The following is a 24,393-nucleotide window of genomic DNA, read 5'->3' on the forward strand; positions in this document are numbered from 1 at the left end:
TTGAAACTTTCGCTCATCATTTGTACTTACATGCGGCCAGAACCATTACGCAGGTTACTGGAGTCAGTCCTATCACAAACTCAAGTACCTGATGAGGTATTAATCATCGATGGGTCTACTGACGATGATACACAATTGATGCTAGAAAAAATCACTTCTAGGTTTGAACAAAATGCAAGGTCTGAGGCTCTCGAAGACGGTTTTTTAAGTTCAGAATTCAAAGTTCAGAGTTTAGAGTTGAGTGGAGAAATGTCAAATCCTAACGCTCCATCAAATGCCAGTTCGAGCGAAGCCTGCCTGCAGGCAAAGGCAGGTCGAGAACGATTTATAGATAATTCCAATTCAAGTTCCAATCCAAATGCGAGGTCTGAGGCACTCGAAGACCGACTTTCAAGTTCGATTTCAAGTTCAAATGAAACCTACCCTTTAGGGTTAGGGAAAGGTTTCGATTCAACCTCAATCATTTCCTATCACAAAGTTCCACCAGAACATCGCGGTCTTACCAAGCAACGCAATTACGGAATAGAACGAGTGCAAGAGGATATGGAAATTGTCGCATTTCTAGATGATGATACAATCCTTCAAGAAAATTACTTTAAAAATTTAATTCAAGCATTTAAAGATTTACCTGATGCTGCAGGCATAGGAGGAATAGCAACTAATGAAAATAGATGGCAGCTCAAAACCCAAAAACAATACGATAAAAATAATTTTTATCAATTTGAAGAATATGTTGTAAAAGAATCATCACGAAATGTATTACGTAATAAACTCAAACTCGCATCAAATGAGCTACCTGGAGTTATGCCTAAATATTCTCATGGGCGTACATTTTCCTATCCCATTACTGGAAAAAACTATCCTGTAGATTTGATTGTAGGTATGAGTATGGCCTTTAGAAAAAATGTAGTAGATCAAATCAAGTTTTCTAAATATTTTGAAGGTTATGGATTATATGAAGATGCAGATTTTTCATTGAGAGCTCTTAGATTTGGACAAAATTATCTTGCCACAAGTGTATTGCTAGAACACCATCACGATGCTGCAGGAAGACCTAATAAATATAATTATGGTAAAATGGTTGTACGCAATGGCTGGTATGTATGGCGATTAAAATATCCTGATCCATCTCTTAAAAACAATTTCAAATGGTATCAAATTACCATTTTACTTACTACTATAAGATTTCTCAATATCTTTACTACAGCCCAGCGCAAAGAAGCTCTCACTGAGTTCTTAGGTAGAGCTGCTGGAATAATTAGTTTATGGTTCAATAAGCCTAAATTATGAAGTTCATCGTTATAACAGATGCTCATTTAGTTGTTCAAAAGGGTCAAAAAGTTGCTTATGCACCTTACGTTCGTGAGATGGATTTGTGGATGTCTCATTTAGATGACGTAACTTTTGTCTGTCCTGATAGAATCAATGGCACTCTTTTATCACTACCATTTAAAAAGCAGGAATTTCATCAAATAGGTTTAAGGAGACTTGAGTTTCATACTTTTTTATCGGCTCTAATTTCCTTTTTTACTATTCCTTATCAAGCCATTGTTTTGTGGAACGCTATGCGCAAGGCAGACCATATCCATTTAAGGTGTCCAGGGAATTTAGCATTGCTAGCAAGCCTTGTACAAATCACGCTTCCGCGAAAGCGTAAAACTGTAAAATATGCCGGTAATTTCAGTCCTAGTGCATCACAACCACTATCATATCGCTGGCAGAAGAAAATTTTATCCAACACTGTACTAACTAAAAATATAGATGTTTTAGTCTATGGAGAGTGGCCCAACCAAACTAAAAATATCAAGCCGTTTTTTACCGCTACATATTCTGAAAAAGAAAAAGGAAGATTTGAAAAAGAATTTAAAGAACCGTACCAATTTATTTTTGTGGGAACACTATCTCAAAACAAGAATCCGAAATTGCTGGTGGAATTAGTAAAGCAGTTAATTAAAAACGGAATTCTGTGTCAAGCACACTTTTACGGTGATGGTCCCATGATGGAAGAGCTTAAAGAACAAAGTTCAGAGTTGATAGTTCAAAGTGAGAATTTATCGCCTAATAGATTGTTAGATAATGAAAAAGTTTCCCCTTTGGGGAAATGTCCGCAGGACAATGGGGTATTTTCTTTTTACGGCAACCAGCCCAGCGAAGTCGTCAAACAAGCCTATAAAAAAGCACATTTCTCTTTTCTGGCTTCTCAAAGTGAAGGCTGGCCTAAAGCTGTTGCAGAGTCCATGTGGTATGGCTGCATTCCCATCGCAACACCAGTAAGCTGTGTCCCGTGGATGGTAGGAATAGGTGAAAGTTTAAGGTTTAATGTTCAAGGTTCCACATCAACTGCGAGGTCTGAGGCTCGCGAAGACCGATTTTCAAGTTCCGCTTTAAGTTCAAAGTTCAGAGTTCAGAGTTCAGAGTTGAGAGGAGAAATCTCAAATTCAAGTTCAAGTTCAAATTCCAACCAAAATGCGAGGTCTGAGGCACTCGAAGACCGACATTCAAGTTCAAGTTCAAGTGAAACCTACTCTTTAGGGCTAGGGAAAGGTTTTGATTCTAATGACATAGGATCACGAGGGATCATTTTTAAAGAGGTGCATCAAACGACGCAACTCATTAAAGAACTCATTGAGCAACAAGAAAAAATGACCTTAATGTCACAAAATGCTCAAGACTGGTCACAAGAATACACGCTCGATAAATTTGAAAGGGAAATAGTTAAATTGCTCCAATCATGAGAGTAATCCAAATCATAGATAGTCTAGATGCTGGTGGAGCAGAACGCATGGCGGTACAAATTGCAAACGAGCTACACGCTGCTGGACACGAATCCCATTTGTGTACTACAAGAAAAGAAGGATTACTTAAAGAAACGATTCATGATGCTGTAGGTTATATATTTTTAGAGAAAAAAGGCAAGTTTGGCATTAAAGCTATGACCAAATTAAAAACCTATATCGTCAAGAATAATATTGAAATCATTCATGCACATAGTACTTCTTTTTTCACAGCAAGTGTTATTAAATGGTGGCTACCTGACTTAAAATTAATATGGCACGATCACTACGGTAATGCTGAAGAAGTAGAACAACGCAGCGCTAGAGTCCTTAAAAAATGTTCGAGATTCTTTAACGGAATCATCAGTGTGAATGAGAAGTTGCAAGATTGGTCGATTCGTAATTTAAAACCGATTCAAGTGGAATATTTCAGAAATTTTGTATCTGCTCCACAAAATCAAGATTTGTTAAAACCACTACCAGGAGAAAACGGTAAACGTATAGTTCATTTGGCAAATTTAAGACCTCAAAAAGATCATGTAACTCTTTTAAAAGCTTTTGAAATTGTAAAGAAACAGATACCAGATTGGAATTTACTTTTAGTAGGAATGGATTTTAAAGATGATTATGCTGAACGAGTGAAGCAAGAGATTATCGACAGGAAGTTAGAGGAACAGGTATTTTTATTAGGTTCAAGAAATGACACGACCGCTATTTTGCAAGATTGTGATATAGCTATACTTTCTTCAAAGTCAGAAGGTCTTCCCGTAGCTTTATTAGAGTATGGAATGGCAGCCTTACCAGTCATAGCTACAGATGTAGGTGCATGTCGTGAAGTTTTAAATAATCACGGTAAAATAGTCGTAGCGCAAGATCCAACTGACCTAGCTGCTCAGATACTTTCTTATATGGAGAATCTTGACGATGCAAAAGTAGCAGGACTTTCGTTTCAACAACATGTAATGACTACCTTTGGAGCCGCTACTTATATAAAGAAACTAGAGCTGTTTTATAGTTCCCTGTAATGATTCAATTTGAGAAGTTACCATATCCATTATTAATTGCTGGTCATATCATATTGACCATCTTTATGATAGCGCTACCTTTTTTAATTCCGCTGTTTTTTTATGCTGCTATTGGTTACTTCGGTCTTAGAGTATTATTGCAAAAAGATACTGGGCAAGAGGCTTTACTTGCTTGTGCATACTTGGTTACTCTAGAGGTTTTTTTAAGAATGAATAAAGCGCTTATATTTTATGAAATGATGAAATACCTTGTCATTGTTTTCATGATGTTAGGTATCATACTTCGCGGCTTTTCATTAAAATCTATTCCTTATGTATTTTACTTGCTACTACTCGTTCCTAGTATTATAGTAGCTGCAGGAAACATTCCTTTAGGAGAAAGTTTACGTAAAGCGGTTGCCTTTAATTTAAGCGGTCCGGTAACTCTGGGAATTACCGCAATCTATTGCTATCAAAGGCCTATTAATACTAAACGGCTCGATGAAATTTTGAAACTTGCGGTAGGGCCTATTGTTATGATTACCATTTATTTATTTTTAGTAACACCAGACATAAGAGATATTGTTACAAATACAGCATCTAATTTTGCTACTTCGGGTGGATATGGACCTAATCAAGTAGCTACGGTGTTGGGAATAGGTATGTTTATCACTTTTGTGCGATTTTTAAGAGTCAAAAATCTGGCTATTAATGTACTTGATATTGTGTTGTTTTTAGGGATGACTTACCGAGCTTGGGTAACTTTTTCTAGAGGTGGAGTTTACACTGCATTCCTTATGATTATTGCTGTGATAGGTACTTTATTTTTATTAAAAAGGAGTGAGTTTAAAGTGTCATTTATTCCTAAATTAGGAGTTATTGCTCTAGGATTAATGCTTGCATGGGGTTATACTTCTCTAGTAACAAATGGTTTAATAGATAAGCGTTATGCAAATGAAGACGCAGCAGGAAGAGCAAAAGAAGATCTTTCTACTGGTAGGACAGAGTTAATTACAATCGAGTTAGAGGCTTTTCTTGAAAATCCTATTGCGGGAATAGGAGCAGGACAAGTAAAGTATTATCGAGAAAAAAAAGATGGGATTGTTGCCGCCTCTCATAATGAAACAAGTAGGTTATTGTCAGAACATGGCACCATTGGGATAATTTCTCTTTTTGTGTTGATTTTGACACCTTTGTTTTATAGACTTTTCCATAGAGGTAATATTTATTTCTACGCTTTTTTAATATTTTGGATAGCAACTATTAACCATAGTGCGATGCGTATTGCAGCTCCAGCTTTTTTCTATGGCATGGCGTTGCTTTATGTAAGACCAGAGGCCAAAAAGAAACTAATTCCACAAGGTAACTCACAAAAAATCATAGCGACGTGAGCAAGAACATACTCTACATCGGGAATAAACTTGCTGGTAAAGGTCGTACGGTAACTACTATAGATGTGCTCGGCCCATTATTGAAAAAGGAAGGATTCCAGTTGCGTTATGCATCCTCAGTGCAAAATGTCAGTGCACGTATGTTACATATGTTGCGAGTGACTTTTTTAAGTAGAAACTGGGCTCATTTTGTGCTTATTGATACTTATTCTACCCGTAATTTTTGGTACTCGATTACTATAGGAAGACTTTGTAAGTCTCTTAAAATTAAATATATACCTATTTTGCATGGTGGTAACCTTCCGGAACGTGTTACTAAAAATCCTAAAGCGATTAAAGCGTTTATAGAAAACGCTCATCAAGTGGTGAGTCCGAGTGATTACTTGATACACGCTTTCGCGAAAGCAGGATACCAACAACTCATCAAAATACCGAATCATATCGATATTAACCAATATGACTTTAAACATAGAGCCGTGTTGCAACCCAAATTGTTATGGGTAAGATCATTTGATAAAATCTACAATCCCGAGATGGCGATTGATGTCCTAGAAATTTTATCAAAAAAGTATCCCGAAGCAAAATTATGCATGGTAGGACCAGACAAAGATGGATCGATGAACACCTGTATTTCACTGGCAGCACAAAAGAATTTAAACGTAGAATTTACTGGATTACTCGATAAAGAGGACTGGATTGCTATGAGTACCGACTATGATATTTTTATCAATACGTCTCACTTTGACAATCTACCGGTCAGTATTATTGAGGCAATGGCATTAGGATTACCTGTAATCTCTACAAACGTGGGCGGAATCCCTTATTTAATTGATAATGAATTGAATGGATTGCTTCTTGAACCTTATCAAGCTGAACGAGCAGCAGACTTAATTGATGACTTAATCCAACAAAGAATCAACTCAGAGAAAATGGCTCATCAAGCTAGAAATACTGCACTAGAATTTGATTGGAATAAAGTAAAACAGTCTTGGCTTCAATTATTACACTGGTAATCTTATCTTTATAGTCCCTAAAATGAATCATGTCCCAACCAGGTTCCATACACTTTGAAATATCAGAGCGCAAGATTTTATTGCGCATTATTGATGTAGCTATAGTTCTAGGTGCTTTACATTTAGTAGGAGTTGTTTTTGATTTTGATTATTTTAAAATTAATGAAGAGCATTGGTCATGGATTATTGTTTTAGGTAGTTATCTTTTGTTTTTTGCGACCGTTTTTGAACTGTATCATTTACAACGAGCCAGTCGTGTAACAGCAACCTTGAGAGGTGTAGTCTTCACGAGTTCGTTAACCTCGCTATTTTATTTGTTAACACCATTTTTCACGCCATCACTACCCGAGAATAGATTGCAAATTCTCTATTTCTATCTTGCAATCACGCTGTCATTACTAATATGGCGAGCGATTTATTTGAAGTTATTTTCCAGTTCAAGATTTTACAAAAACATCTTAATCATTGCCGATGCTACTGACGCCGCTCAGGTGGCTAATACATTGCAAGAAGCAGATCCTAATTATAAAATTGCAGGATATATTAACACCGATATAGAATTACAAATAGGTCACGATGATCGTATAAATGTTTTAACCATTCAAGAGGCAAAAGACCGACTTGAAGGTCAGGAAGTGAGCGAAATAGTAATCGCATCTTCTCATGTAGAAGGTATAACACCGGAACTTTACGACTGGCTTATTGAGCTTGTTGAGAATGGATTTTCAGTAAGAGAGTACACTCAGATTTATGAAGAGATTACAAATCGTGTTCCTGTACAATATGTAGGTAAGGATTTTTATAAATACTTCCCATTTGCGCGTAATAATAATAATAAGTTGTACATGGTATATCATCGCTGTTTTGATATTCTGTTTTCCGTTCTGGGGATTCTTATTGGAATTATTATAGTACCATTTATTTTTCTAGGAAACCTTATTGGGAATCGAGGTTCACTTTTTTATAAGCAACGACGAGTAGGGAAAAATCGCAAGCACTTTCAGATTTATAAGTTCCGTACGATGGTTAAGAATGCAGAGGCTTATGGAGCGCAGTTTGCTTCAAAAAACGATAGTAGAATTACACCTTTTGGTAAGTTCTTAAGAAAAACGAGGCTTGATGAATTTCCCCAATTTTACAATATTTTAAAAGGCGAAATGAGTATTATCGGACCGCGACCAGAACGACCTATTTTTGTAAAAGAACTATCTAAGAAAATCCCTTTTTATGAAACTCGTCACGTTGTAAAACCTGGACTTACTGGTTGGGCACAAGTAAAAACTAAATACGGCGAGACAGAAGCTGATAGTTTGAGAAAACTTCAATACGATTTGTATTATATCAAACACCGTAGTGTATTCCTGGATCTGAGAATTGTAGTGAAAACATTGAGTACGATTATCTTCTTTAAAGGACAATAGACTCAGTAGGCAGTCTTTGAGTCGGCAGTAGGCAGTCTGAAACTGAACTCGAAACTGAACTAGAATTTTAATCTAAATAAATAGAAGAACCTCAAAACCGCTAATAGATATTCAATTAATTTAACTTCGGCCTCACTGGAGAGGACTGAGGTGAGACTTTTAGTAGAAATTTTTCGATTATCCACTAATTAAAGACTGAAGACTGAGGACTAAAAAACTAAAGACTAATTAAAGAGAACGTTTCTTCCTGCGTCTTGCAAACCCAAATAAAAACGTAAAAACACCCATAAACATAGCGATACGAGCGATATAATTCCCATGCAGTGTATAGAAGGTTATGTCACTACGCTTTCTCACCATACCTTTAATGATGCCTTGCTTTTCATATCCAAGTGACTGAACAATGTCGCCTTGATGATTGATGATGGCGCTTATTCCAGTGTTAGCACTTCTAGTAATCCATCTTCTATTTTCAATGGCACGCAATCGAGCGAGACTTAAATGCTGTTTGTGACCTTGTGTATTTCCCCACCAGGCGTCATTAGTAATTATGGTTAGAAAGTCCGCACCGTTTTTAACGTAATCAGTAACATATTCTCCATAAACAGATTCATAGCAAATGATAGGTGCAACTCGTGTTCCATTTGATGAGGTGAACACGCTGCGTTCTTCTTGTGTAGTTTTGGTGGCATTTGTTCCACCTAAATCAATCATCGCGTCTCCTAAAATAGGTTCTAGAATTCCTTTATATGGGAAGTTTTCAATTCCCACGACCAGTTTTGATTTATGATACAGCTCTATAGAACCACGCTGATTAAAAAACATAGCGCTATTAAAATCATTATAATAAGTCACTCCATCTTTTGCAAGATTGGTTTGAATAGTTGCTCTTTCCTTATTTTTAAATACATCAAGTAATGATATTCCACCTAGATAACTCACATTAGGATAAGCCGCAAAATTACTTCGCAGCGTTCTTAAAGTAGGATGATAACCTACCTGACTCAGCCTCAAATTATCTGCAATCACTGTTTCTGGTGTGATAACAAATTGTGTGTTTTGAGTAAGTTCTGGCAGTGCTAACTCTGTAATGAGTTCAACTACTTTGTCATTAGTCGTGGTGTATTTTTCCTCGTAAGGATCTATGTTAGGTTGCACGATGACAACTTCAGTGCCGCCGCCTTTGTACAGCTCGAAATAGGTCGCTTCAATTACTAATGAAACTAATATGGGAACTAGTATGATAATTACTGGAAGAATCGCTTTTATGAGCACTGTTTTTATGGTGAAACCTTTTTCGCGTAAGCTAGAAACCGCATAAAAAATAACAATATTTAATATCCAAATCCACAGCGCACCGCCAAAGGTTCCCGTGTATTCATACCATTGAATCCAACTCGTATATTCACTAAATCCATTACCTAGATTAAGCCATGGCCAAGAGAAATCCCAGTGCAAGTGTAAGTATTCAAAGCTGATCCATAAACAAACAAGAAAAGTAAACGCTGCGCCTTGAGAAACTTTGCGAGCAAACCTGTGATAGCATAGAAATACCAGAGCCATTAATAAACTATTCACTAGAACGGCAAACCACATCCCAAATGCTGTAGAATAATACAGCCAACCAGTAGTCGCAAGATTCCATATGAAAAAGGTCAAATAAGCATGCCCTAAAACGCGCCATCCTTTGTTCCTTATAGTAGAGTCACGTAATTTCTTTTCGGCAAAAAGTAGTGGGACAAAAGCTCCAAATAATAGTAAAGGCAAACCATAAGTAGGCCATCCTAACCACAGTAAAATACCTGATATTATTGCTAAAAGAATGTTGCTATACTTCATAAGAAATCTAAGATGCTAAGGTATTAATCTTGATTTGATTATGAAACTTCATGGTTATCTTGAAAATGTAGAAAGGTCTACTTTAATGGAAAAAATATTTGAGTAAAGTGCTTCGCTAGAATCTCCTATATCAGTGAGTGCATAATCTACGGCGATTCCTTTGTACTTAAATCCTATACCTATATTGGGTTGGAAATTTACGTTATCACTACCGTCGAGTTGTTGCACATTTTGAAAATTTCCCATTCCAGCTCTTACAAATACCAGATCTGTAAATCCATATTGCAACCCTAAGGCTGGAGTGGCACTCACAGAACTACTAGATATGATATCATTGGTTTGTATAAAACGCATGTTCAAATCAACCTCGGCAGTAAGAACGTGGTCGTAATGAAATGTAAATGTGCGTGCGAGACCTAGCTGTAATTTGGGCAATGTAATTTCGGTAGTTTCTGGTAGGTCTTGATTTTGATTAGCCACGGCTCCTTGAACTTCGGCATATTTATCTTCATCGATAGTCCAGGTGTTATAGGTGGTTGTAATATCTCTCGCCATAATTCCTATTTCCCAATCTCCACGTTTTAATTGCGCTCCTACATCAAACCCAAAACCCCATGAATTTGCAAATTCTCCTATAACACGTCTAATCACTTTTACGTTTGCTCCATACGTGAATCCGTCCAGTTGCGCTTCGCGAGCATAAGAAAGTGTAAAGGCCCAGTCAGCGGTTGAGAAAGTAGAAATACGATCGTAATTAATATTTCCTTGTTGATCGATGAGTTGCGTGGTGTTTAAAATATCATCTACTGAAAAACGGATAACTGAAAATCCAAAAGCACTAAAATCATCTATAGGCATCGCAAACGCACCATAATTATACTGTGCGATGTTTGCAAAATAATTGGCATGCATCACACTTATTTCTCGTTCCTTAACTCTCATGAGCCCAGCAGGATTCCAGTATCCAGCGTTTACATCGTTAGTGCTTGCGACCACGGCGTTGCTCATTCCTAGTGCTGCGGCATCGACTCCTATGTTAAGGAATTCGTTAGAGTAGGCTCTGGAGGTTTGTGAATACGCTTTCGCGAAAGCGAGAACACAACACAACACAATAATAAAATGCACTTTTCTGATCATAAGCAATAGAGCTGCAAATATCTAGGTTTCTCACTAAATAACTAGCAAATGCGCAGGATATTGCATAGGAATTCCAACAAGTAGCGTAGAAATCTGCATATTTGTATCATGAAGAAATGGATTCCTAATTTAATAACGATGCTTAACCTGCTAAGTGGTTGCATCGCTGTAGTTTATGCTTTTAAAGATGAATTGATTCTGGCAGGAATATTTGTAGCGCTAGGAATACTATTTGATTTCTTTGATGGACTGGCCGCTCGTTTACTCAATGTAAGTGGCGAACTAGGGAAACAGCTCGATTCACTAGCAGACATGGTTACCAGTGGAGTAGTGCCAGGTATAGTTATGTGCCAGCTCCTGGCAGATGCTACTGGTCATTCCTCAAATTTCTTTACCGTAGATGCTGATCTGGGCTGGAGTAGTGCTACCAGTTTATTCAAGGAAATTACCTTTTTAGGCTTTTTAATCACCGCTGCAAGCGCCTACAGACTTGCTAAGTTTAACATAGATACTAGACAAACCGATTCCTTTATAGGAGTTCCTACTCCAGCAAATGCTATTTTAATCATTTCTCTGGGAATTATTGCGCAGATTACTCATAACGATTTGATATTTAGTATATTGAGTAATCCGTACATCTTAATAGGTATAACACTTTTAAGTTGTTATTTATTAAATGCTGAATTGCCTTTATTTGCCTTAAAGTTTAAGAGCTTTGGCTGGAAGACAAATGAGATCCGATGGATTTTTATAGTCCTGTGTGTTGTTATGATTATAACTCTTAAAATCTATGCGGTTCCTTGTATTATTGTTCTTTATGTGTTGATGAGCGTGTTCAATAATGTGATGAATAAGTCTAAAGTTACTTAGTCTTTTGTTTTGTAAGGGCAGACATAAGTCTGCCCGTATAAGTTAATTTATTTCTCTGCTAATTTGCTAGCCAGAGATGATACCTGAAGTTCTAGTCTTTTTATTTCTCGGGTGACTACGTTTCTATGCATGTGCATCCACATGTGGATTTTAATAACGCTCATGGTGATGAATGCAATTAATATAATTCCTAAGTAAATAATTAGATTGTTTGTATTTTCTTCATCAAAAGTTTGAATGATACAGTAAATAAGAACTCCAAAAACAAGAGCATTAAAGATATTCATTGCTAGAACGAGCCAGCTGTTTTTACCTTTATATAATCCTTTGATCATTCCGAAGAGATTCTGTTCCTCTAATCCATCATAAAATTTAGCTTCTTCCTCATTTAAAGTTTCTTTAATAAGTTGATCTATGTCTTCCATTTTAGTCTTCATAATATTATTTTTTAATGATTTGTTTTAATTCTTCTCGTGCGTTGAATAATCTAGACTTTACTGTTCCAGTTGATATTTCTAGAATTTCGCCTATTTCTTTTACACTGTGTTGCTCTAAATAGAAAAGGCGTATCACATGCTGTTTTTCTATAGATAGTTGATAAATAGCTTGTAATAACCTCTGTTTATGTTCTGGCAATTCATCATCTACATTGTCTGAAGATTTTTCAGAGGCTGTAGCCCATTCTAAAGATTTCTGTTTTTCTAGATTGGTTCTATGTAGAAGATCTATAGATTTAGAATACACAATTTTTAAAGCCCAATATTTGAATTTACTAGGTTGTTGAAGTGTATGTAATTTATTGATGATGACCACCCAACTTTCTTGAGCTATATCTTTAGCAACATCAGGATCCTTTACGATCCAGTATGCTTTTTCACAAAAGGTTTGATGCCATCTTTTTACCAGCAGTGGTAAAACCTTTTTATCGCCGTTTAGATATTTCTCTATTATGGTGGAGTCAGTCACATTTAGTTTTTAATCATCTATCAAGATAGACTACATACTAAAGACGGACAAATTGTAAAAAGGTTCATTTATTTAAAAAGAATTTGAAAATAAATGATAGTAAAAAGTTAATTTCAAGAATGAATTAATCCACAAACAACTTCTTTTTACGTAGTTCAAAGTTCTGACCCAAGTACACACGACGTACTACTTCATCCTCAGCAAGTTCTTCTGGACTACCGTGTTTGAGAATATTCCCTTCAAACATTAAATAAGTACGATCTGTTATGGCAAGCGTTTCTTGAACATTATGGTCTGTAATAAGAATACCTATGTTCTTTTTAGTCAGTTGCGCAACGATACGTTGAATATCCTCAACCGCTACAGGATCTACTCCTGCAAATGGTTCATCGAGTAATATAAAAGTAGGATCTGTGGCGAGTGCGCGAGCAATCTCAGTACGGCGGCGTTCTCCACCACTTAATAAATCACCATTACGGTTGCGACGATCTTGCAAGCTGAATTCTTCCAGCAGTTTCTCGCAGCGCTCTTTTTGTTCTTGTTTAGAAAGATCAGTAAGCTGCAACACACCTAAGATATTTTCCTCAACCGTTAGTTTTCTAAAAATAGAAGCTTCTTGTGCTAGGTAACCTATACCGTTTTGAGCACGTTTATACATAGGATACTGAGTGATTTTTTTATCATCCAGCCACACATCACCACCAGTAGGTTTTACCAGTCCTACGGTCATGTAGAATGAGGTCGTTTTACCAGCACCATTAGGTCCTAGCAAGCCTACAATCTCGCCTTGGTTAACTTCAAAAGATACTCCTTTTACTACCGGTCTGCCTTTATAGGACTTCTGTAAATTATCTGCTCTTAGTTGTTGCATAAAACAAAGATACTTTTTATAATTCTGAATTTAGAATTTCTTAGATTGCACTATAATTAAAACAGAAATATTGAGCGAAGTAACTAAATAGGTTCATATCTATGTAAACTCTGAACTCATAAATCATAATTTGTCAAATGGCTTTCCCAAGATTCCTCATGGGCGATAACGCTCATCATCCCGAAGATATTTTTGTAGTACACCTCGATTATCCACGATTTGTGATTAATCTTAAAGATGACACGCTAGAGTTTCTTGAAGATATCGAGAAAAAAGATGCTGAAGAACTTGAAGAAGAAACTAAAAACCTCGTAGAAGAAGCCAGCCGATTCTATGATGAGCAATGTGCTATCTACGATAAAGAATAATGGAAGATATTAAGCAACTGGACTGGGACATTATGCTTTTCCTCAATGATTGGGGAAATGATACGGTTGACTTAATCTTTAATATTATTACCTATAAATATTATGCGATTCCGCTTTATGCTTACTTACTTTATCTCCTGTATAAGAAATTATCACGACGTGAATTAATCATAGCACTGTTAACCATAGTAGTTTTAGTTGCTGCTAGCGACCAGATTGCTATGCTTTTTAAAAACACACTCGTCCAGCGATTACGTCCATTCCGTGAGCCTGGTTTAGAAGGTTTAATTTCCAAAGTCGGTAAAAGTGGTGGAACTTATGGGTTTTACAGTGGTCATGCTAGTAATGCCATGGCGCTCGCTGTGTTCCTGTGGCATTTATTGAAGAAATCTCATAAAACTGTAGCTATTCTACTATTTGTATGGGCCATTTTAGTCGCATATAGTCGTGTCTATTTGGGCGTTCATTATCCTGGAGACGTGTTGATGGGTATGTTTATGGGAACTATTATAGGCTGGTTATGTTTTAAGCTATATGGATTTTTAGTTTTACGCTTTCGCGAAAGCGTAGTTCCATAAACTTAATGCTATTCAATAACAGGACGTTGCTATTTACAGCTCAAGAGATTTTCTAGATATGAAAAAAGAATTCCGTTTTGAAGTGCAAACTCAATGGCAGCAAGGGCAGTTTGAAAACCCAAAAACTCATGTTTCCATTATTGATGGGAAACAAGAAATAATCGTCTCAGCCGCACGAGAATTTAAGGGAGAAGCCACAGCTTATAATCCAGAAGATTTACTATTGAGTGCGTTATCATCTTGTCACATGATGTCTTATTTCTATGTATGCCAGCAACATGGTGTTAAGATCATAGAATATAAGGACTGTGCCATAGGAACGCTGGAATTGCGCTCAGATATGAGTGGTGGTTTTAGTAAAGTAGTTTTGAATCCTGTAGTAACCTTGAAGGATCCTTCACAAGAATTACTAGCGATGAGTTTGCATGAACAAGCGCACAAACTTTGTTTTATAGCAAACTCTGTAAAATTTGATATTGATATTCAGTCAGTTATAAATTTCATATAGTTTTTTTAAGAGTGAATTAAACCATTGAGTAAATGCAGAGTCATAGATTCATAATTAACTAATAACAACTGCAAAGTTGTACAATCTTGAAACTATGAATATTTTAACAAACAAATCAATTCTTACCTATATAGGCATCGCGGCTTTATCTATTGCTGGAATTTATTCTTGTACGTCTAGTGAAGACGATAATGGTGGCACTGATGATGGCGGTGGTAGTGGATCTACAGAATTGCACGCAGCTTTTGCAGATTTTGATGCTAACAATGTAACGATTATGATGAGCGGTACATCTTCGGTAAATATTGAGACTAATGGTTTACCTAACCATACATCTCCATACTGGTCTAACACAACTGCACGAAGTGCTGTTGATCCTATGGGAAATACTTTAACTACACCTGCAGCTAGTTCTGATCATCCACTTTTTGTAGCTCCTACCGTTACTAGTTATGCTCAAATGGCTCCAGGAAACATAGATGATTTTAATGGTTCTTATTCTTTAACAGTTCCAGCTAGTCCGACGGTAGCTAGTACATCCTCTGCAACTGGTTTAGGAGCGATAGGAATTGCAGTAAGTGGTTCAGTTATTTATAATGATGAAGAAGGTCCTAACATTCCTCTTGATAATGCAGTAGGATCATTAGATTATACTGCAGCACATACGGGACCACAGAGTTATCACTACCATTTAGAGCCTAAAGCTTGGTCAGATGATGATAACGCTCTTATAGGAATTATAAGCGATGGATTCTTTATCTACGGTAGAAAATGTGCTTCTACAGGTACTTATCCAACAGATTTAGACGCTTCTGGTGGACATACTTCAACAACACAACATACTACTACTGCTGAGTATCATTACCATATTCAGAATACGGTTTATTTAAATCAATACTACATTATATTCCCTGGAAATTATCAAGGCACGCCTAATAACATACAGTAGTTTTATACTCTTACTTCTCATAGTAGGTTGTAAAAAGGAAGACCAAGTTGGTCCTATAACCGAACTTGTAGAAGTTGAAAAATCTTTTTTAGAATTAAGACCTAATGAAGGGCTCATGTATTATCACAATGGGCCCTTTACAGGTTATGCAACACAGCATTATCCTGACGGCATTGCTTCTGAAAAGATTTCATATCTCAACGGATTAAGACATGGTTTGTATCAAAAGTGGTTTCCTAATGGGATAATGAGTTTTGAATCTAATTATGAAACTGGTCTGCAACAAGGGAAAACAATTTCGTGGTGGAGTAATGGGAATAAACGCTCCGAGAATAATTATGTCAACGGTGTAGCCCAAGGAAAGCAGTTTCAATGGTACACAAATGGATCTATTTTTAAGGAAATTCAATTAGTTGATGGATTAGAGCAAGGAATGCAAAAATCGTATAGACAAAACGGTAAACTTTATAATAACTATGAAGCAAAAAATGGAAGAATTTTTGGCCTTAAAAAAGCAACGCTTTGTTTCTCTCTTGAGAATCAAGAAGTCGTTAGTGATACTTTGTAGTATTATTTTAATTACAAGTTGTGGATCTAAGGAAGAAACTCCAGCTGTGGTTAAAGAAGGGGAAAGTAGAGTAGAGGCATTACCTTATTATAAGGAAGCTACATTTACACCGCACTGGTTATCAAGAGATAGTGACTCATTAAAAGAATTTCATAGCATCCCAGATTTCAATTTTGTAAATCAAAACGGTGATTCTATTACTCAAGATACATTTAAAGATAAAATCTATGTAACGGATTTCTTTTTTACGGTTTGTCCTGGAATTTGCCCAGCGATGACTAAAAATATGAATCGACTACAAGAGGAATTTATTAATGATGATGAAATTTTATTACTCTCACATTCCGTAACTCCAGATTATGATACTCCTGCAGTCTTAAAAGAATATGCAACGCGTAAAAACGTAAATTCTAGTAGATGGCATCTTGTTACCGGTGATAAAGAAATGATTTACGATTTAGGTAGAAATCAATATTTTGTTGAAGAAGATTTAGGCACTGCAAAAGACGTTAACGATTTTCTACATACTGAAAACTTTATTCTAGTAGATAAAAACAAATATATCCGTGGAATCTACAACGGTTTGAATAAAGCCTCTATAGATCAATTAATTGCGGATGTGAAGACCTTGCAAGCTGAGTAATTAAGGCGTATTAAAATTGTTCGATCTTCTTAATTCAATACATCAAAGGTTAACTTCAATCCTTGAATAATCATGCTCGTTCCTATAATAGCAATGATCAATCCCATTAATTTTCCAATTACCGAAATCACGTTATCACCTATTTTTTTTGCGATGAATTCACTCATACTAAATGCGAGGTAATTCAAAAAACACATGAGTGCAAACACAACGATAATCACTGCGATATTAAGATAGGAAGTTGTATTTGCTACAAAGTTAGTGGCTGTAACAATAGTTCCAGGTCCTGCTAAAATAGGTATCGCTAGAGGAGAGATAGCAATATTCTCATCATAATTCACCGTTTTAAGACGTTTAATATTAGATTTTTTAGACTGCAACATCTCAAATCCTACAAAGAATATTAAAATTCCACCAGTTATTTTAAATGCTGGTATAGTAATCCCAAATAAATCAAAGATGTAATTACCAACTAAAACAAATGTGGTAACAATTATAAAAGCTACTAAGACGGCTTTTAAGTTAATACGTTGTTTGGTCTCTTTATCGGCACCTTCAGTTAAGGTGAGAAAAATAGGCATATTAGATATAGGATTCATAATGGCAAAAAAGCCAGTGAATACACTAATTGCAAACGTTAATAAATCATTCATTCGACTACAGTCTTACGTGGTAAAGAAATATTAGGATGATGATAGTACCTCCTAATTTTCAGCGTGCAAAAGTACTCAAAATGTATAGTTATAAATTAAAATCTACTGATTATGTGATAATTTTAATAGTAGCATTAAATTAAAATCAAAATTATGAATTAATAAAATTTCAAAGCACTTTCCGTCATGTGTTTTGGGATGTCAAAGGCATCTACTAAATGCTGGCTTTCATCTTTAAGTGTTGCACAGAGTTTGCTTAGAAGTTTATTGATCGCTAGTGACTTAGAGCCCGATAAATAATCATGTTCTAGATACCAACCTTTATTTTTTTGTATCGTATTTAGTGCGTAAAGATTTTTTAGTGCAGTCAGTATTTCTTGAACTCTAGCATCATCTTGTTCTTCAATAGTTGCAATAAATCGTTCCAAAACGATACGATCTATGTAAGCACTTGCCATGTCTATCAAATGTACTTGAACATCCAGGAATGCATCATAACTGTCCATTCCATTTTTGATTTTCTTACTCAAACGCATTGCGAGCGTTCGTAAAGAAAATTCTTCTCGATATGTAAAGGCAGCTAACTGAAATTCATCACCTAATAAATGGGCCTCAGAACTGTCTCTAGTCACTAAAGGATTTAACTCGCTTAAAGTTGTTGAAGCAATACTAGAAATGTATTTCAACGTATCCCACCAGTCCATTTTTCCAAACTGTTTTTTGAAATAAGTCAATCGGCTTTTTGCGGTGAGTTGCAACAATACCGTATTATCACCTTCAAATGTTGTGAAAATATCAGAGTCAGCTTTTAAGAGGTCAAAGTACATTTCACTTAAATATCCTTTTCCACCACAAGCTTCTCTACAGGTTTGAATGGTCGCCGTAGTATTCCAAGTGCTCAATGCTTTTAAACCAGCTGCAAGTGCCTCGATTTGTTGAGCATCATGATCTGAGTTGCTAGTGTATTCTTTTAATAAATGATCATGAGCAAAATCATACGCATAAGCATTGGCAATTAAAGGCATTAACTTTTTTTGATGCGTAGGATAATCCATTATCGACTGCTCTGGTTTTCCTGGTGGACCAAATTGTTTACGATCCAATGCAAAATAAACTGCCATGTTCAAGGCTTTTTTAGAAGCAGTATTTCCAGAGATAGGAACACAAAGTCGGCCACCGACTAATGTTCCCAACATGGTAAAAAATCTTCTCGATGGACTACTTATAGGACTAGTGTACTGTCCATCTTCATCAACATCTCCATATTTGTTGAGCAAATTTTCCTTAGGAATGCTGATGGAATCGAAATGCAAGGTTCCATTATCCACACCATTCAAGCCCATTTTATGACCATTATCTCCTATGGTTATCCCAGGCATGGTCGCGCCTTGTTGATTTCTGATAGGAACTAAAAATGCATGGATTCCATGTTCCTCGTCATTGACAATCAATTGAGCAAATACAGTAGCCATTTGAGCATGCATAGCTGCATTGCCTATGTAGGTTTTTCTATCGTTTTGCGATGGAGTATTGATAACAAACGTGTTACTTTCTGGCTGGTAAATCGCGGTGGTTTGTAAAGCTTTTACATTACTGCCATGATGCATTTCAGTCATGGCAAAACAGCCTGGTAACTCCATCGTACCTATGTCTTTTAAATATTTATCATGGTGGAATTCAGTACCAAGTGATGCGACACTACCACCAAATAAGCCAAAATGAACACCAAATTTAATCGTTAAGCTTAAATCGTATTTAGAAATCTCTTCAAATATGGACGCATACTGAACCATGGAATCAGCTCCGCCATACTTCTTTGGGTAAGCAAGATTACCTAAGCCGGCATCTGCTAGTTCTTTACACCACTTGAATACTTTTTCTTTACGAGTTTTTAAATCATCATCATAGCTTTCAATAGCTTCTTTATGTGGATCTAAGATCTCTTGAACTTTCTTTTTTAAATCTGCATTTCCATGTTGCATTAGTACCTTAAGAGATTCTACATAAGAATGATTGGGTTTGATAGAAACAGGTTCTGCTTTTGATGAAACTGGATTCATTTGATATACTGATCGGATTGCCTCATGACTCGCAATACCTAAGTAGTTCTCTATGTTTAATACAGACTGCTTTGTTTCGTTATTTGACCATTCTTCACTATCTGGTTTTTTTGCCAATACTATTCCAAGAGAAAACATATCTAATTTCTCTGTTGTATTTAAAACATCAGCATGTTGTTTAATGTAATTTTTCCAATAGGCCAGTTCTCTAGCCGTTGGTGGATTATTAGGATCTAACCATGTATAAACCATTTTCTTTGTTCCAAGCTTGATCTTATCATTCTCCTCAATTTGCTGCTTGATGTATTCAATTTCATGTTCTTCTAGTACGCCATCTGCCCAAGCGATGTATAGTAATGGTAAGAACGGTAATAAGGAATCTTGAATGCTGATGGAAGTGTTCATAATACTAAAATTGGGTTCAAGTTATTTAATAAATAGTAAGATTCTTTGCAATTACTTACTAGAATGCATTAATTTTTGTTAAAACCATAAACGTGCAAATATTTTAATTCAGTCTTTGTTTAGAAATTTCTAATCAATTGAATTCAAAGAGCTATCATCTAATTATTGATGATATGTGGTATTATGAACTAGAACATTTCCGCAAGTTTTACAATTTGATGGAGTTCCAGCTCCGCCTGCACAACCACTGGCACATGTGTAATGCCATATTCCGGCAGCATTTTGTGCTGGTTCCGTATTATTCTGTGCTGCTGGGTTCATAGCATTTTGAAAACTAGCTGGAGTTACTTTAGCAGGTTTTACGGGAGCTGTAGTTTCCTTAGGATTTGCATTTTCGGCATCTTTACAAGACGTTAAGAATAGTGTAAATCCTATTAAGATGATAGTAACGATTTTAAGAAATTTCATAAACGAGTGTTTTAAAAGCAATATAATTCAAATTCAGGGTTTCTATAATAAATCAGTATTCAAAAAATACACGATTAAAAAGCATGAGATATCTCAAAAAACAATCTAGCGATACTCAGGATTTTCAAATTCCCATCGTTTTCCATCGTCCCATTCTTCACGTGAATTTCCATAGCTAGGATAACCATTATTCTTTTTGAGCATAGCGGCTAGATGCAGTAAATTATAAGTCATAAAGGTTGTGTTTCTATTTGTGAAATCACTGTCAAAACCTACTGGTTCATCTAGTTTTTCACCTTTCCATTCTGTATCTCCATAACTAGGTCCAGGACCTACTTTACCTAACCATCCACAATCTGCTTGCGGCGGGATAGAGTATCCTACGTGCTGCAACGAGTATAATATTCCCATCGCACAGTGCTTGACTCCATCTTCATTACCGGTAATCATACAACCGGCTACTTTACCATAATAGTAGTACTGACCTTTATCGTTGGTTTTACCACTCATGGCATAGAGTCGCTCGATAAGTTTTTGTGCTTCGCTTGATTTTTCTCCTAGCCATATAGGAGTTCCCACGATGAGGATATCTGCGTCCATGATTCTTTTAGAAATAGATGGCCACTCATCCTTTTTCCAGCCATGTTCAGTCATGTCTGGATACACACCGCTGGCCACTTGATGATCTATCAGCCGTATTTCATCTATTGTAACATTTTCCTTTCTCATGATTTCCTTTGAGACATCCATGAGCGTGGAAGTATGACTCTTGTCGGGTGACTTTTTAAGAGTACAGTTGATGTAAATTACTTTTAGATCACTAAAATTTGGCTTTTCCATGGTATAGTTGTTTGATTTTGTTTAAAATACAAAATCTGCTATCCATGATTGATTAAGACTATCTTAAAATTTAGATTTACAATCCTAGCATCTCATCCACCGTATTTGCTGTGACTGAGTGATAATTCCCGCGAGCGGTTTTGTATATTTTTAGTGCTTCGTCTGTTCTATTCGCTTTCGCGAAAGCGTTAAATAAAGTCGTTACATACCAGCGACGTCCTACGGTATTCAAGAACTCAGCAATTTTCGCATCTACGTTGTTACCATGATAGTTGTTCAAAATAGCTTGCTCGTACCAAACCATAGTGATGTAAGAGTTAGTGGAATTAGTGAAGTCAAAGGTATCATCTAGTTGTTGCATTTGATCCACCGAAATGTCCTCTGGAAAATTGCGAACGAAATGTACCCATTCTTGAGGTGTCCAGTTTTGCGTTGCTGCGACGTCAATTTTGTTGGTCTCAATAAATGATTGCAAGGTTTTCTCCACGTTTGTGAATGCGTTTGATTTTATAATCGCTGCATTATCGGGAACTCCAGGTTCATAAATCCATTCCTCTGTATTAAAAGTGATGTTGTTTTTTTCTAGCAAATTCTCGTTGAGATAAGTGATGAAATCCTCCGTATTTGTTGTAGAAAAAGCATTTTTATTGAAGTAAGATTTTAGAAAGGCATCCATTTTTTCACGACCTACTTTTTCTTCTAGCGTGCGCAAAAACAAATATCCTTTATCATAAGCGATGCTGTTCATACCATCATCTGGATTACGACCTTTTAAATCTAGTTTTAATTTGGTGTCATTAGGAGTTTCTTTCATTCCTTCTAATTCATCATCTAGATCTTGACGACCTATTAAGGCTAGCATATTTGCACGTTCTTTTCCATAAAGAGCTTCCATGATTCTGATTTCAAAATACACTGTGAAACCTTCATTGAGCCAGAAGTCGTTCCAAGTCGCATTTGTCACTAAATTTCCAGACCATGAATGAGCCAACTCGTGAGCCACAAGTGATGTCAAGCTTTTATCTCCAGCAATAACCGTAGGAGTCGCAAAGGTCAACCGCGGATTCTCCATACCGCCAAAAGGAAAACTAGGTGGCAACACAATCACATCAAACTGTTCCCAGTCGTACTCTCCATATAAATCCTCGGCAGCAACAACCATTTTTTCCATGTCTGAGAATTCCTCATGAACTTTATCCAGCATAGATTTTTCTGCATAGACACCAGTGCGGTCGCTGATCGCTTTGTATTCAATATCTCCTACTGCCAGCGCTATCAAATAAGCTGGAATAGGCTGTTTCATCTTGAAGTTATAAACTCCAGAAGCATTTTTCTCTTTAGGATTCTCAGCACTCATTACTGCCATGAGGTTTGACGGTACTTTTACAGTCGCATCATAAGTAATCCTTATTTGCGGACTATCCTGAATAGGAATCCAGGTACGAGTCAATATCGCTTGACCTTGTGTAAATAGAAAAGGATTGGTTTTTTCAGCAGTTTGTTGAGCGGTGAGCCATTGTAGCGCTTCAGTTTGTGCTGTGGTTTTATAAGTAATGGCTATTTTTTTAGTGTCTTCTTTAATTTCAATAGTTAATGGTTGCCCTAAGGATTCATCCATTGTGCCTAGATAGAAACCTACTTCCTTACCATCAGCTGTTACTTCTTCAATTTCTAGGAATTTGGTATCTAGAATTATGAATGAACTGCTGTTATTTACGATATCATACGTTGCCACACCGCTAATTACTTGTGTGTCAAAATCTACGTCGATGTCTAGGTTTAAGTGTGTAATTACCGCATCATTAGGTTGTGCGTAGGAATGGGATTCTTCTAGGTAAGTTTTTGTGTTTTCTTGTTTAGATTCTTTGTTTTCTTGACAGCTGATTAATGTCAATATACTGGTAAGAACTAGAAATAGTGCCTTTTTCATTTGGGTTATTTTGGAGTTGCTAAAGTAAGAAAAGGGTAATGGAATGGGAAGGATTGTTCAATGGATTAAATAGAGTTTGATAATTCTATAACCATTTTTTTAGCATCTTCATAATCAGAAATATAATTGTCAAGTACCTCTATCATAATGTATTTGGCCTGTTTTAACGGCTCAAAATCATCAGGAAGTTTTTCTGTCGATTGTTTTAAATAATTAACACCAGATATAGCTTGGTTAATTGAACTCGGAATACTATTCAATAATTCTTTAGAGAAGTAAACCTCATTGTCATTCCCATTCATATTTTTATGTATTTTTAAAATTTGCTCATACGCGAACAATCCTTCAGTAAATGACTCAGTAAAAATTTGGTTTTCATTATCCATTCTTTTAGACAAAATCATTATATCTTTTGCAAATCTCCAAATTACAGCTTCTGCTTCTGGCGATTTTATAGATTGTCCCGATTTATTAAAATGTTTTACTTTTTCACCACAATCTCTAGTTTTCTCACCCATTTCTTCTATCATATTTACCATTCTAGAAGTTGACTCATTTGCATCTGCTATACATTTAGTTTTTTCTGAAAGATGATACAAACTTCTTTCATCGATTTGTTTCCCTTGGAAAATTTTAATTGATTGGTATTCTTTTCTCTTATTTGAAAGTAGCTTCGTTAAAACAGATTTAGATTTATAATTTAGTAAGTTTTCATATGGGATCACTAGTTTCCAACTTTTCTTAATTTTCTCAATTTTAACTTTTGAAATTTCTTGCCAATATGTTTTTTTATTTTCCGGTAAGTGCGCTATTATAATAACAGGTATGTCAAAATTTAACCAATAGTTATAATGTATATTCGAAATGTAATAGGTTAAACTATTCTTTGAAACATGGAAGTTACCTTTTCCACTTTTAATTTGTAGTGCAATGAATTTTCCTTTTGGATCGCCATTTACTGACTGTTCTACAAAAGCATCAATTCCTACGTCAACGGCATCTTGGACTCTGAAAATCCAATCAAAATCATTAATGAAGATACTCTCAGCGGCATTTACTCCAATTCTTTCTATTTTGTTGTATCTCATGATCTGTAATTAAAACAATATGATTTAAGTTTCAAAATATAATTATTAT

Annotated in this window: 24 protein-coding genes; 13 read left to right on the forward strand and 11 right to left on the reverse strand. The window is 36.0% G+C overall.

Going from position 1 to position 24,393, the window contains the following annotated elements; genetic code table 11:
* The 6 genes from ACSHWW_RS07790 to ACSHWW_RS07815 are packed head-to-tail and all read left to right on the forward strand — an operon-like array spanning window position 1 to window position 7,603.
* Entirely contained in the window at window positions 1–1,290 is a 1,290-nt protein-coding gene (locus ACSHWW_RS07790) for a glycosyltransferase family 2 protein (protein ID WP_435681874.1), read from the forward strand.
* Window positions 1,287–2,735: a glycosyltransferase gene (locus tag ACSHWW_RS07795; protein WP_435681875.1), complete on the forward strand. Its 1,449-nt coding sequence runs from the start codon at window positions 1,287–1,289 to the stop codon at window positions 2,733–2,735. Before ACSHWW_RS07790 ends, ACSHWW_RS07795 begins: the two co-directional genes overlap by 4 nt.
* Window positions 2,732–3,799 carry a glycosyltransferase gene (locus ACSHWW_RS07800; RefSeq protein ID WP_435681876.1) on the forward strand — a complete coding sequence of 356 codons (1,068 nt, stop codon included), beginning with the start codon at window positions 2,732–2,734 and terminating at the stop codon, window positions 3,797–3,799. Before ACSHWW_RS07795 ends, ACSHWW_RS07800 begins: the two co-directional genes overlap by 4 nt.
* Window positions 3,799–5,169, forward strand: coding sequence for an O-antigen ligase family protein (locus tag ACSHWW_RS07805; protein WP_435681877.1), 1,371 nt, complete (start codon window positions 3,799–3,801; stop codon window positions 5,167–5,169). The genes ACSHWW_RS07800 and ACSHWW_RS07805 overlap by 1 nt, the downstream gene beginning before the upstream one ends.
* On the forward strand, window positions 5,166–6,182 hold the full coding sequence (locus ACSHWW_RS07810; protein WP_435681878.1) for a glycosyltransferase family 4 protein: 1,017 nt from the start codon (window positions 5,166–5,168) through the stop codon (window positions 6,180–6,182). The genes ACSHWW_RS07805 and ACSHWW_RS07810 overlap by 4 nt, the downstream gene beginning before the upstream one ends.
* Window positions 6,183–6,211: 29 nt before the next feature.
* The gene (locus tag ACSHWW_RS07815; RefSeq protein WP_435681879.1) at window positions 6,212–7,603 is read left to right on the forward strand and encodes a sugar transferase; all 1,392 of its coding nucleotides are present in this window, start codon (window positions 6,212–6,214) and stop codon (window positions 7,601–7,603) included.
* Window positions 7,604–7,831: 228 nt separating this feature from the next.
* On the opposite strand, the gene lnt is transcribed toward ACSHWW_RS07815, so the two are convergent.
* Window positions 7,832–9,442, reverse strand: a complete 1,611-nt coding sequence (gene lnt, locus ACSHWW_RS07820; protein ID WP_435681880.1) for an apolipoprotein N-acyltransferase — start codon at window positions 9,440–9,442, stop codon at window positions 7,832–7,834.
* A gap of 54 nt (window positions 9,443–9,496) precedes the next feature.
* A complete protein-coding gene (locus ACSHWW_RS07825; RefSeq protein ID WP_435681881.1) occupies window positions 9,497–10,579 on the reverse strand; it encodes a PorV/PorQ family protein in 1,083 nt (360 codons plus the stop codon).
* A 108-nt stretch (window positions 10,580–10,687) separates the two neighbouring features.
* Between ACSHWW_RS07825 and ACSHWW_RS07830 the strand changes: the two genes are divergently transcribed.
* Complete coding sequence (locus ACSHWW_RS07830) at window positions 10,688–11,449, forward strand: CDP-alcohol phosphatidyltransferase family protein (protein ID WP_435681882.1); 762 nt, start codon at window positions 10,688–10,690, stop codon at window positions 11,447–11,449.
* A gap of 47 nt (window positions 11,450–11,496) precedes the next feature.
* Here ACSHWW_RS07830 and ACSHWW_RS07835 read toward each other — a convergent pair whose 3' ends face one another.
* From ACSHWW_RS07835 to lptB, 3 genes are all read right to left on the reverse strand, one after another.
* Complete coding sequence (locus ACSHWW_RS07835; RefSeq protein ID WP_435681883.1) at window positions 11,497–11,886, reverse strand: DUF6768 family protein; 390 nt, start codon at window positions 11,884–11,886, stop codon at window positions 11,497–11,499.
* Window positions 11,887–11,890: 4 nt separating this feature from the next.
* Window positions 11,891–12,415, reverse strand: a complete 525-nt coding sequence (locus tag ACSHWW_RS07840) for an RNA polymerase sigma factor (RefSeq protein WP_435681884.1) — start codon at window positions 12,413–12,415, stop codon at window positions 11,891–11,893.
* Between the two features lie 124 nt (window positions 12,416–12,539).
* On the reverse strand, window positions 12,540–13,286 hold the full coding sequence (gene lptB, locus ACSHWW_RS07845; protein ID WP_435681885.1) for an LPS export ABC transporter ATP-binding protein: 747 nt from the start codon (window positions 13,284–13,286) through the stop codon (window positions 12,540–12,542).
* Between the two features lie 137 nt (window positions 13,287–13,423).
* On the opposite strand from lptB, the gene ACSHWW_RS07850 reads away from it, so the two are divergent.
* From ACSHWW_RS07850 to ACSHWW_RS07875, 6 genes are all read left to right on the forward strand, one after another.
* Window positions 13,424–13,654 (forward strand): hypothetical protein, encoded by a 231-nt coding sequence (locus tag ACSHWW_RS07850; RefSeq protein WP_435681886.1) that lies wholly within the window; start codon window positions 13,424–13,426, stop codon window positions 13,652–13,654.
* Window positions 13,654–14,232: a phosphatase PAP2 family protein gene (locus ACSHWW_RS07855; RefSeq protein WP_435681887.1), complete on the forward strand. Its 579-nt coding sequence runs from the start codon at window positions 13,654–13,656 to the stop codon at window positions 14,230–14,232. The genes ACSHWW_RS07850 and ACSHWW_RS07855 overlap by 1 nt, the downstream gene beginning before the upstream one ends.
* A 58-nt stretch (window positions 14,233–14,290) precedes the next feature.
* Window positions 14,291–14,740 carry an OsmC family protein gene (locus ACSHWW_RS07860; RefSeq protein ID WP_435681888.1) on the forward strand — a complete coding sequence of 150 codons (450 nt, stop codon included), beginning with the start codon at window positions 14,291–14,293 and terminating at the stop codon, window positions 14,738–14,740.
* A gap of 94 nt (window positions 14,741–14,834) precedes the next feature.
* Entirely contained in the window at window positions 14,835–15,689 is an 855-nt protein-coding gene (locus tag ACSHWW_RS07865) for a YHYH protein (RefSeq protein ID WP_435681889.1), read from the forward strand.
* A gap of 115 nt (window positions 15,690–15,804) precedes the next feature.
* Window positions 15,805–16,257, forward strand: a complete 453-nt coding sequence (locus ACSHWW_RS07870; protein WP_435681890.1) for a toxin-antitoxin system YwqK family antitoxin — start codon at window positions 15,805–15,807, stop codon at window positions 16,255–16,257.
* Entirely contained in the window at window positions 16,244–16,900 is a 657-nt protein-coding gene (locus ACSHWW_RS07875) for an SCO family protein (protein ID WP_435681891.1), read from the forward strand. The genes ACSHWW_RS07870 and ACSHWW_RS07875 overlap by 14 nt, the downstream gene beginning before the upstream one ends.
* A 29-nt stretch (window positions 16,901–16,929) precedes the next feature.
* On the opposite strand, the gene ACSHWW_RS07880 is transcribed toward ACSHWW_RS07875, so the two are convergent.
* The 6 genes from ACSHWW_RS07880 to ACSHWW_RS07905 form a co-directional block, all read right to left on the reverse strand.
* Complete coding sequence (locus ACSHWW_RS07880) at window positions 16,930–17,553, reverse strand: MarC family protein (RefSeq protein ID WP_435681892.1); 624 nt, start codon at window positions 17,551–17,553, stop codon at window positions 16,930–16,932.
* A gap of 158 nt (window positions 17,554–17,711) precedes the next feature.
* Complete coding sequence (locus tag ACSHWW_RS07885; protein ID WP_435681893.1) at window positions 17,712–20,018, reverse strand: acyl-CoA dehydrogenase family protein; 2,307 nt, start codon at window positions 20,016–20,018, stop codon at window positions 17,712–17,714.
* Window positions 20,019–20,180: 162 nt separating this feature from the next.
* Entirely contained in the window at window positions 20,181–20,486 is a 306-nt protein-coding gene (locus ACSHWW_RS07890) for a hypothetical protein (RefSeq protein ID WP_435681894.1), read from the reverse strand.
* 105 nt (window positions 20,487–20,591) lie between these two features.
* Window positions 20,592–21,326 (reverse strand): flavodoxin family protein, encoded by a 735-nt coding sequence (locus ACSHWW_RS07895; RefSeq protein ID WP_435681895.1) that lies wholly within the window; start codon window positions 21,324–21,326, stop codon window positions 20,592–20,594.
* 76 nt (window positions 21,327–21,402) lie between these two features.
* A complete protein-coding gene (locus ACSHWW_RS07900) occupies window positions 21,403–23,256 on the reverse strand; it encodes a M1 family metallopeptidase (RefSeq protein ID WP_435681896.1) in 1,854 nt (617 codons plus the stop codon).
* Between the two features lie 65 nt (window positions 23,257–23,321).
* Entirely contained in the window at window positions 23,322–24,344 is a 1,023-nt protein-coding gene (locus ACSHWW_RS07905; RefSeq protein ID WP_435681897.1) for a DUF4365 domain-containing protein, read from the reverse strand.
* Window positions 24,345–24,393: the final 49 nt, after the last annotated feature.

Origin of the sequence: Nonlabens sp. (genome assembly GCF_051251825.1) — a bacterium.
Taxonomy (GTDB): Bacteria; Bacteroidota; Bacteroidia; order Flavobacteriales; family Flavobacteriaceae; genus Nonlabens.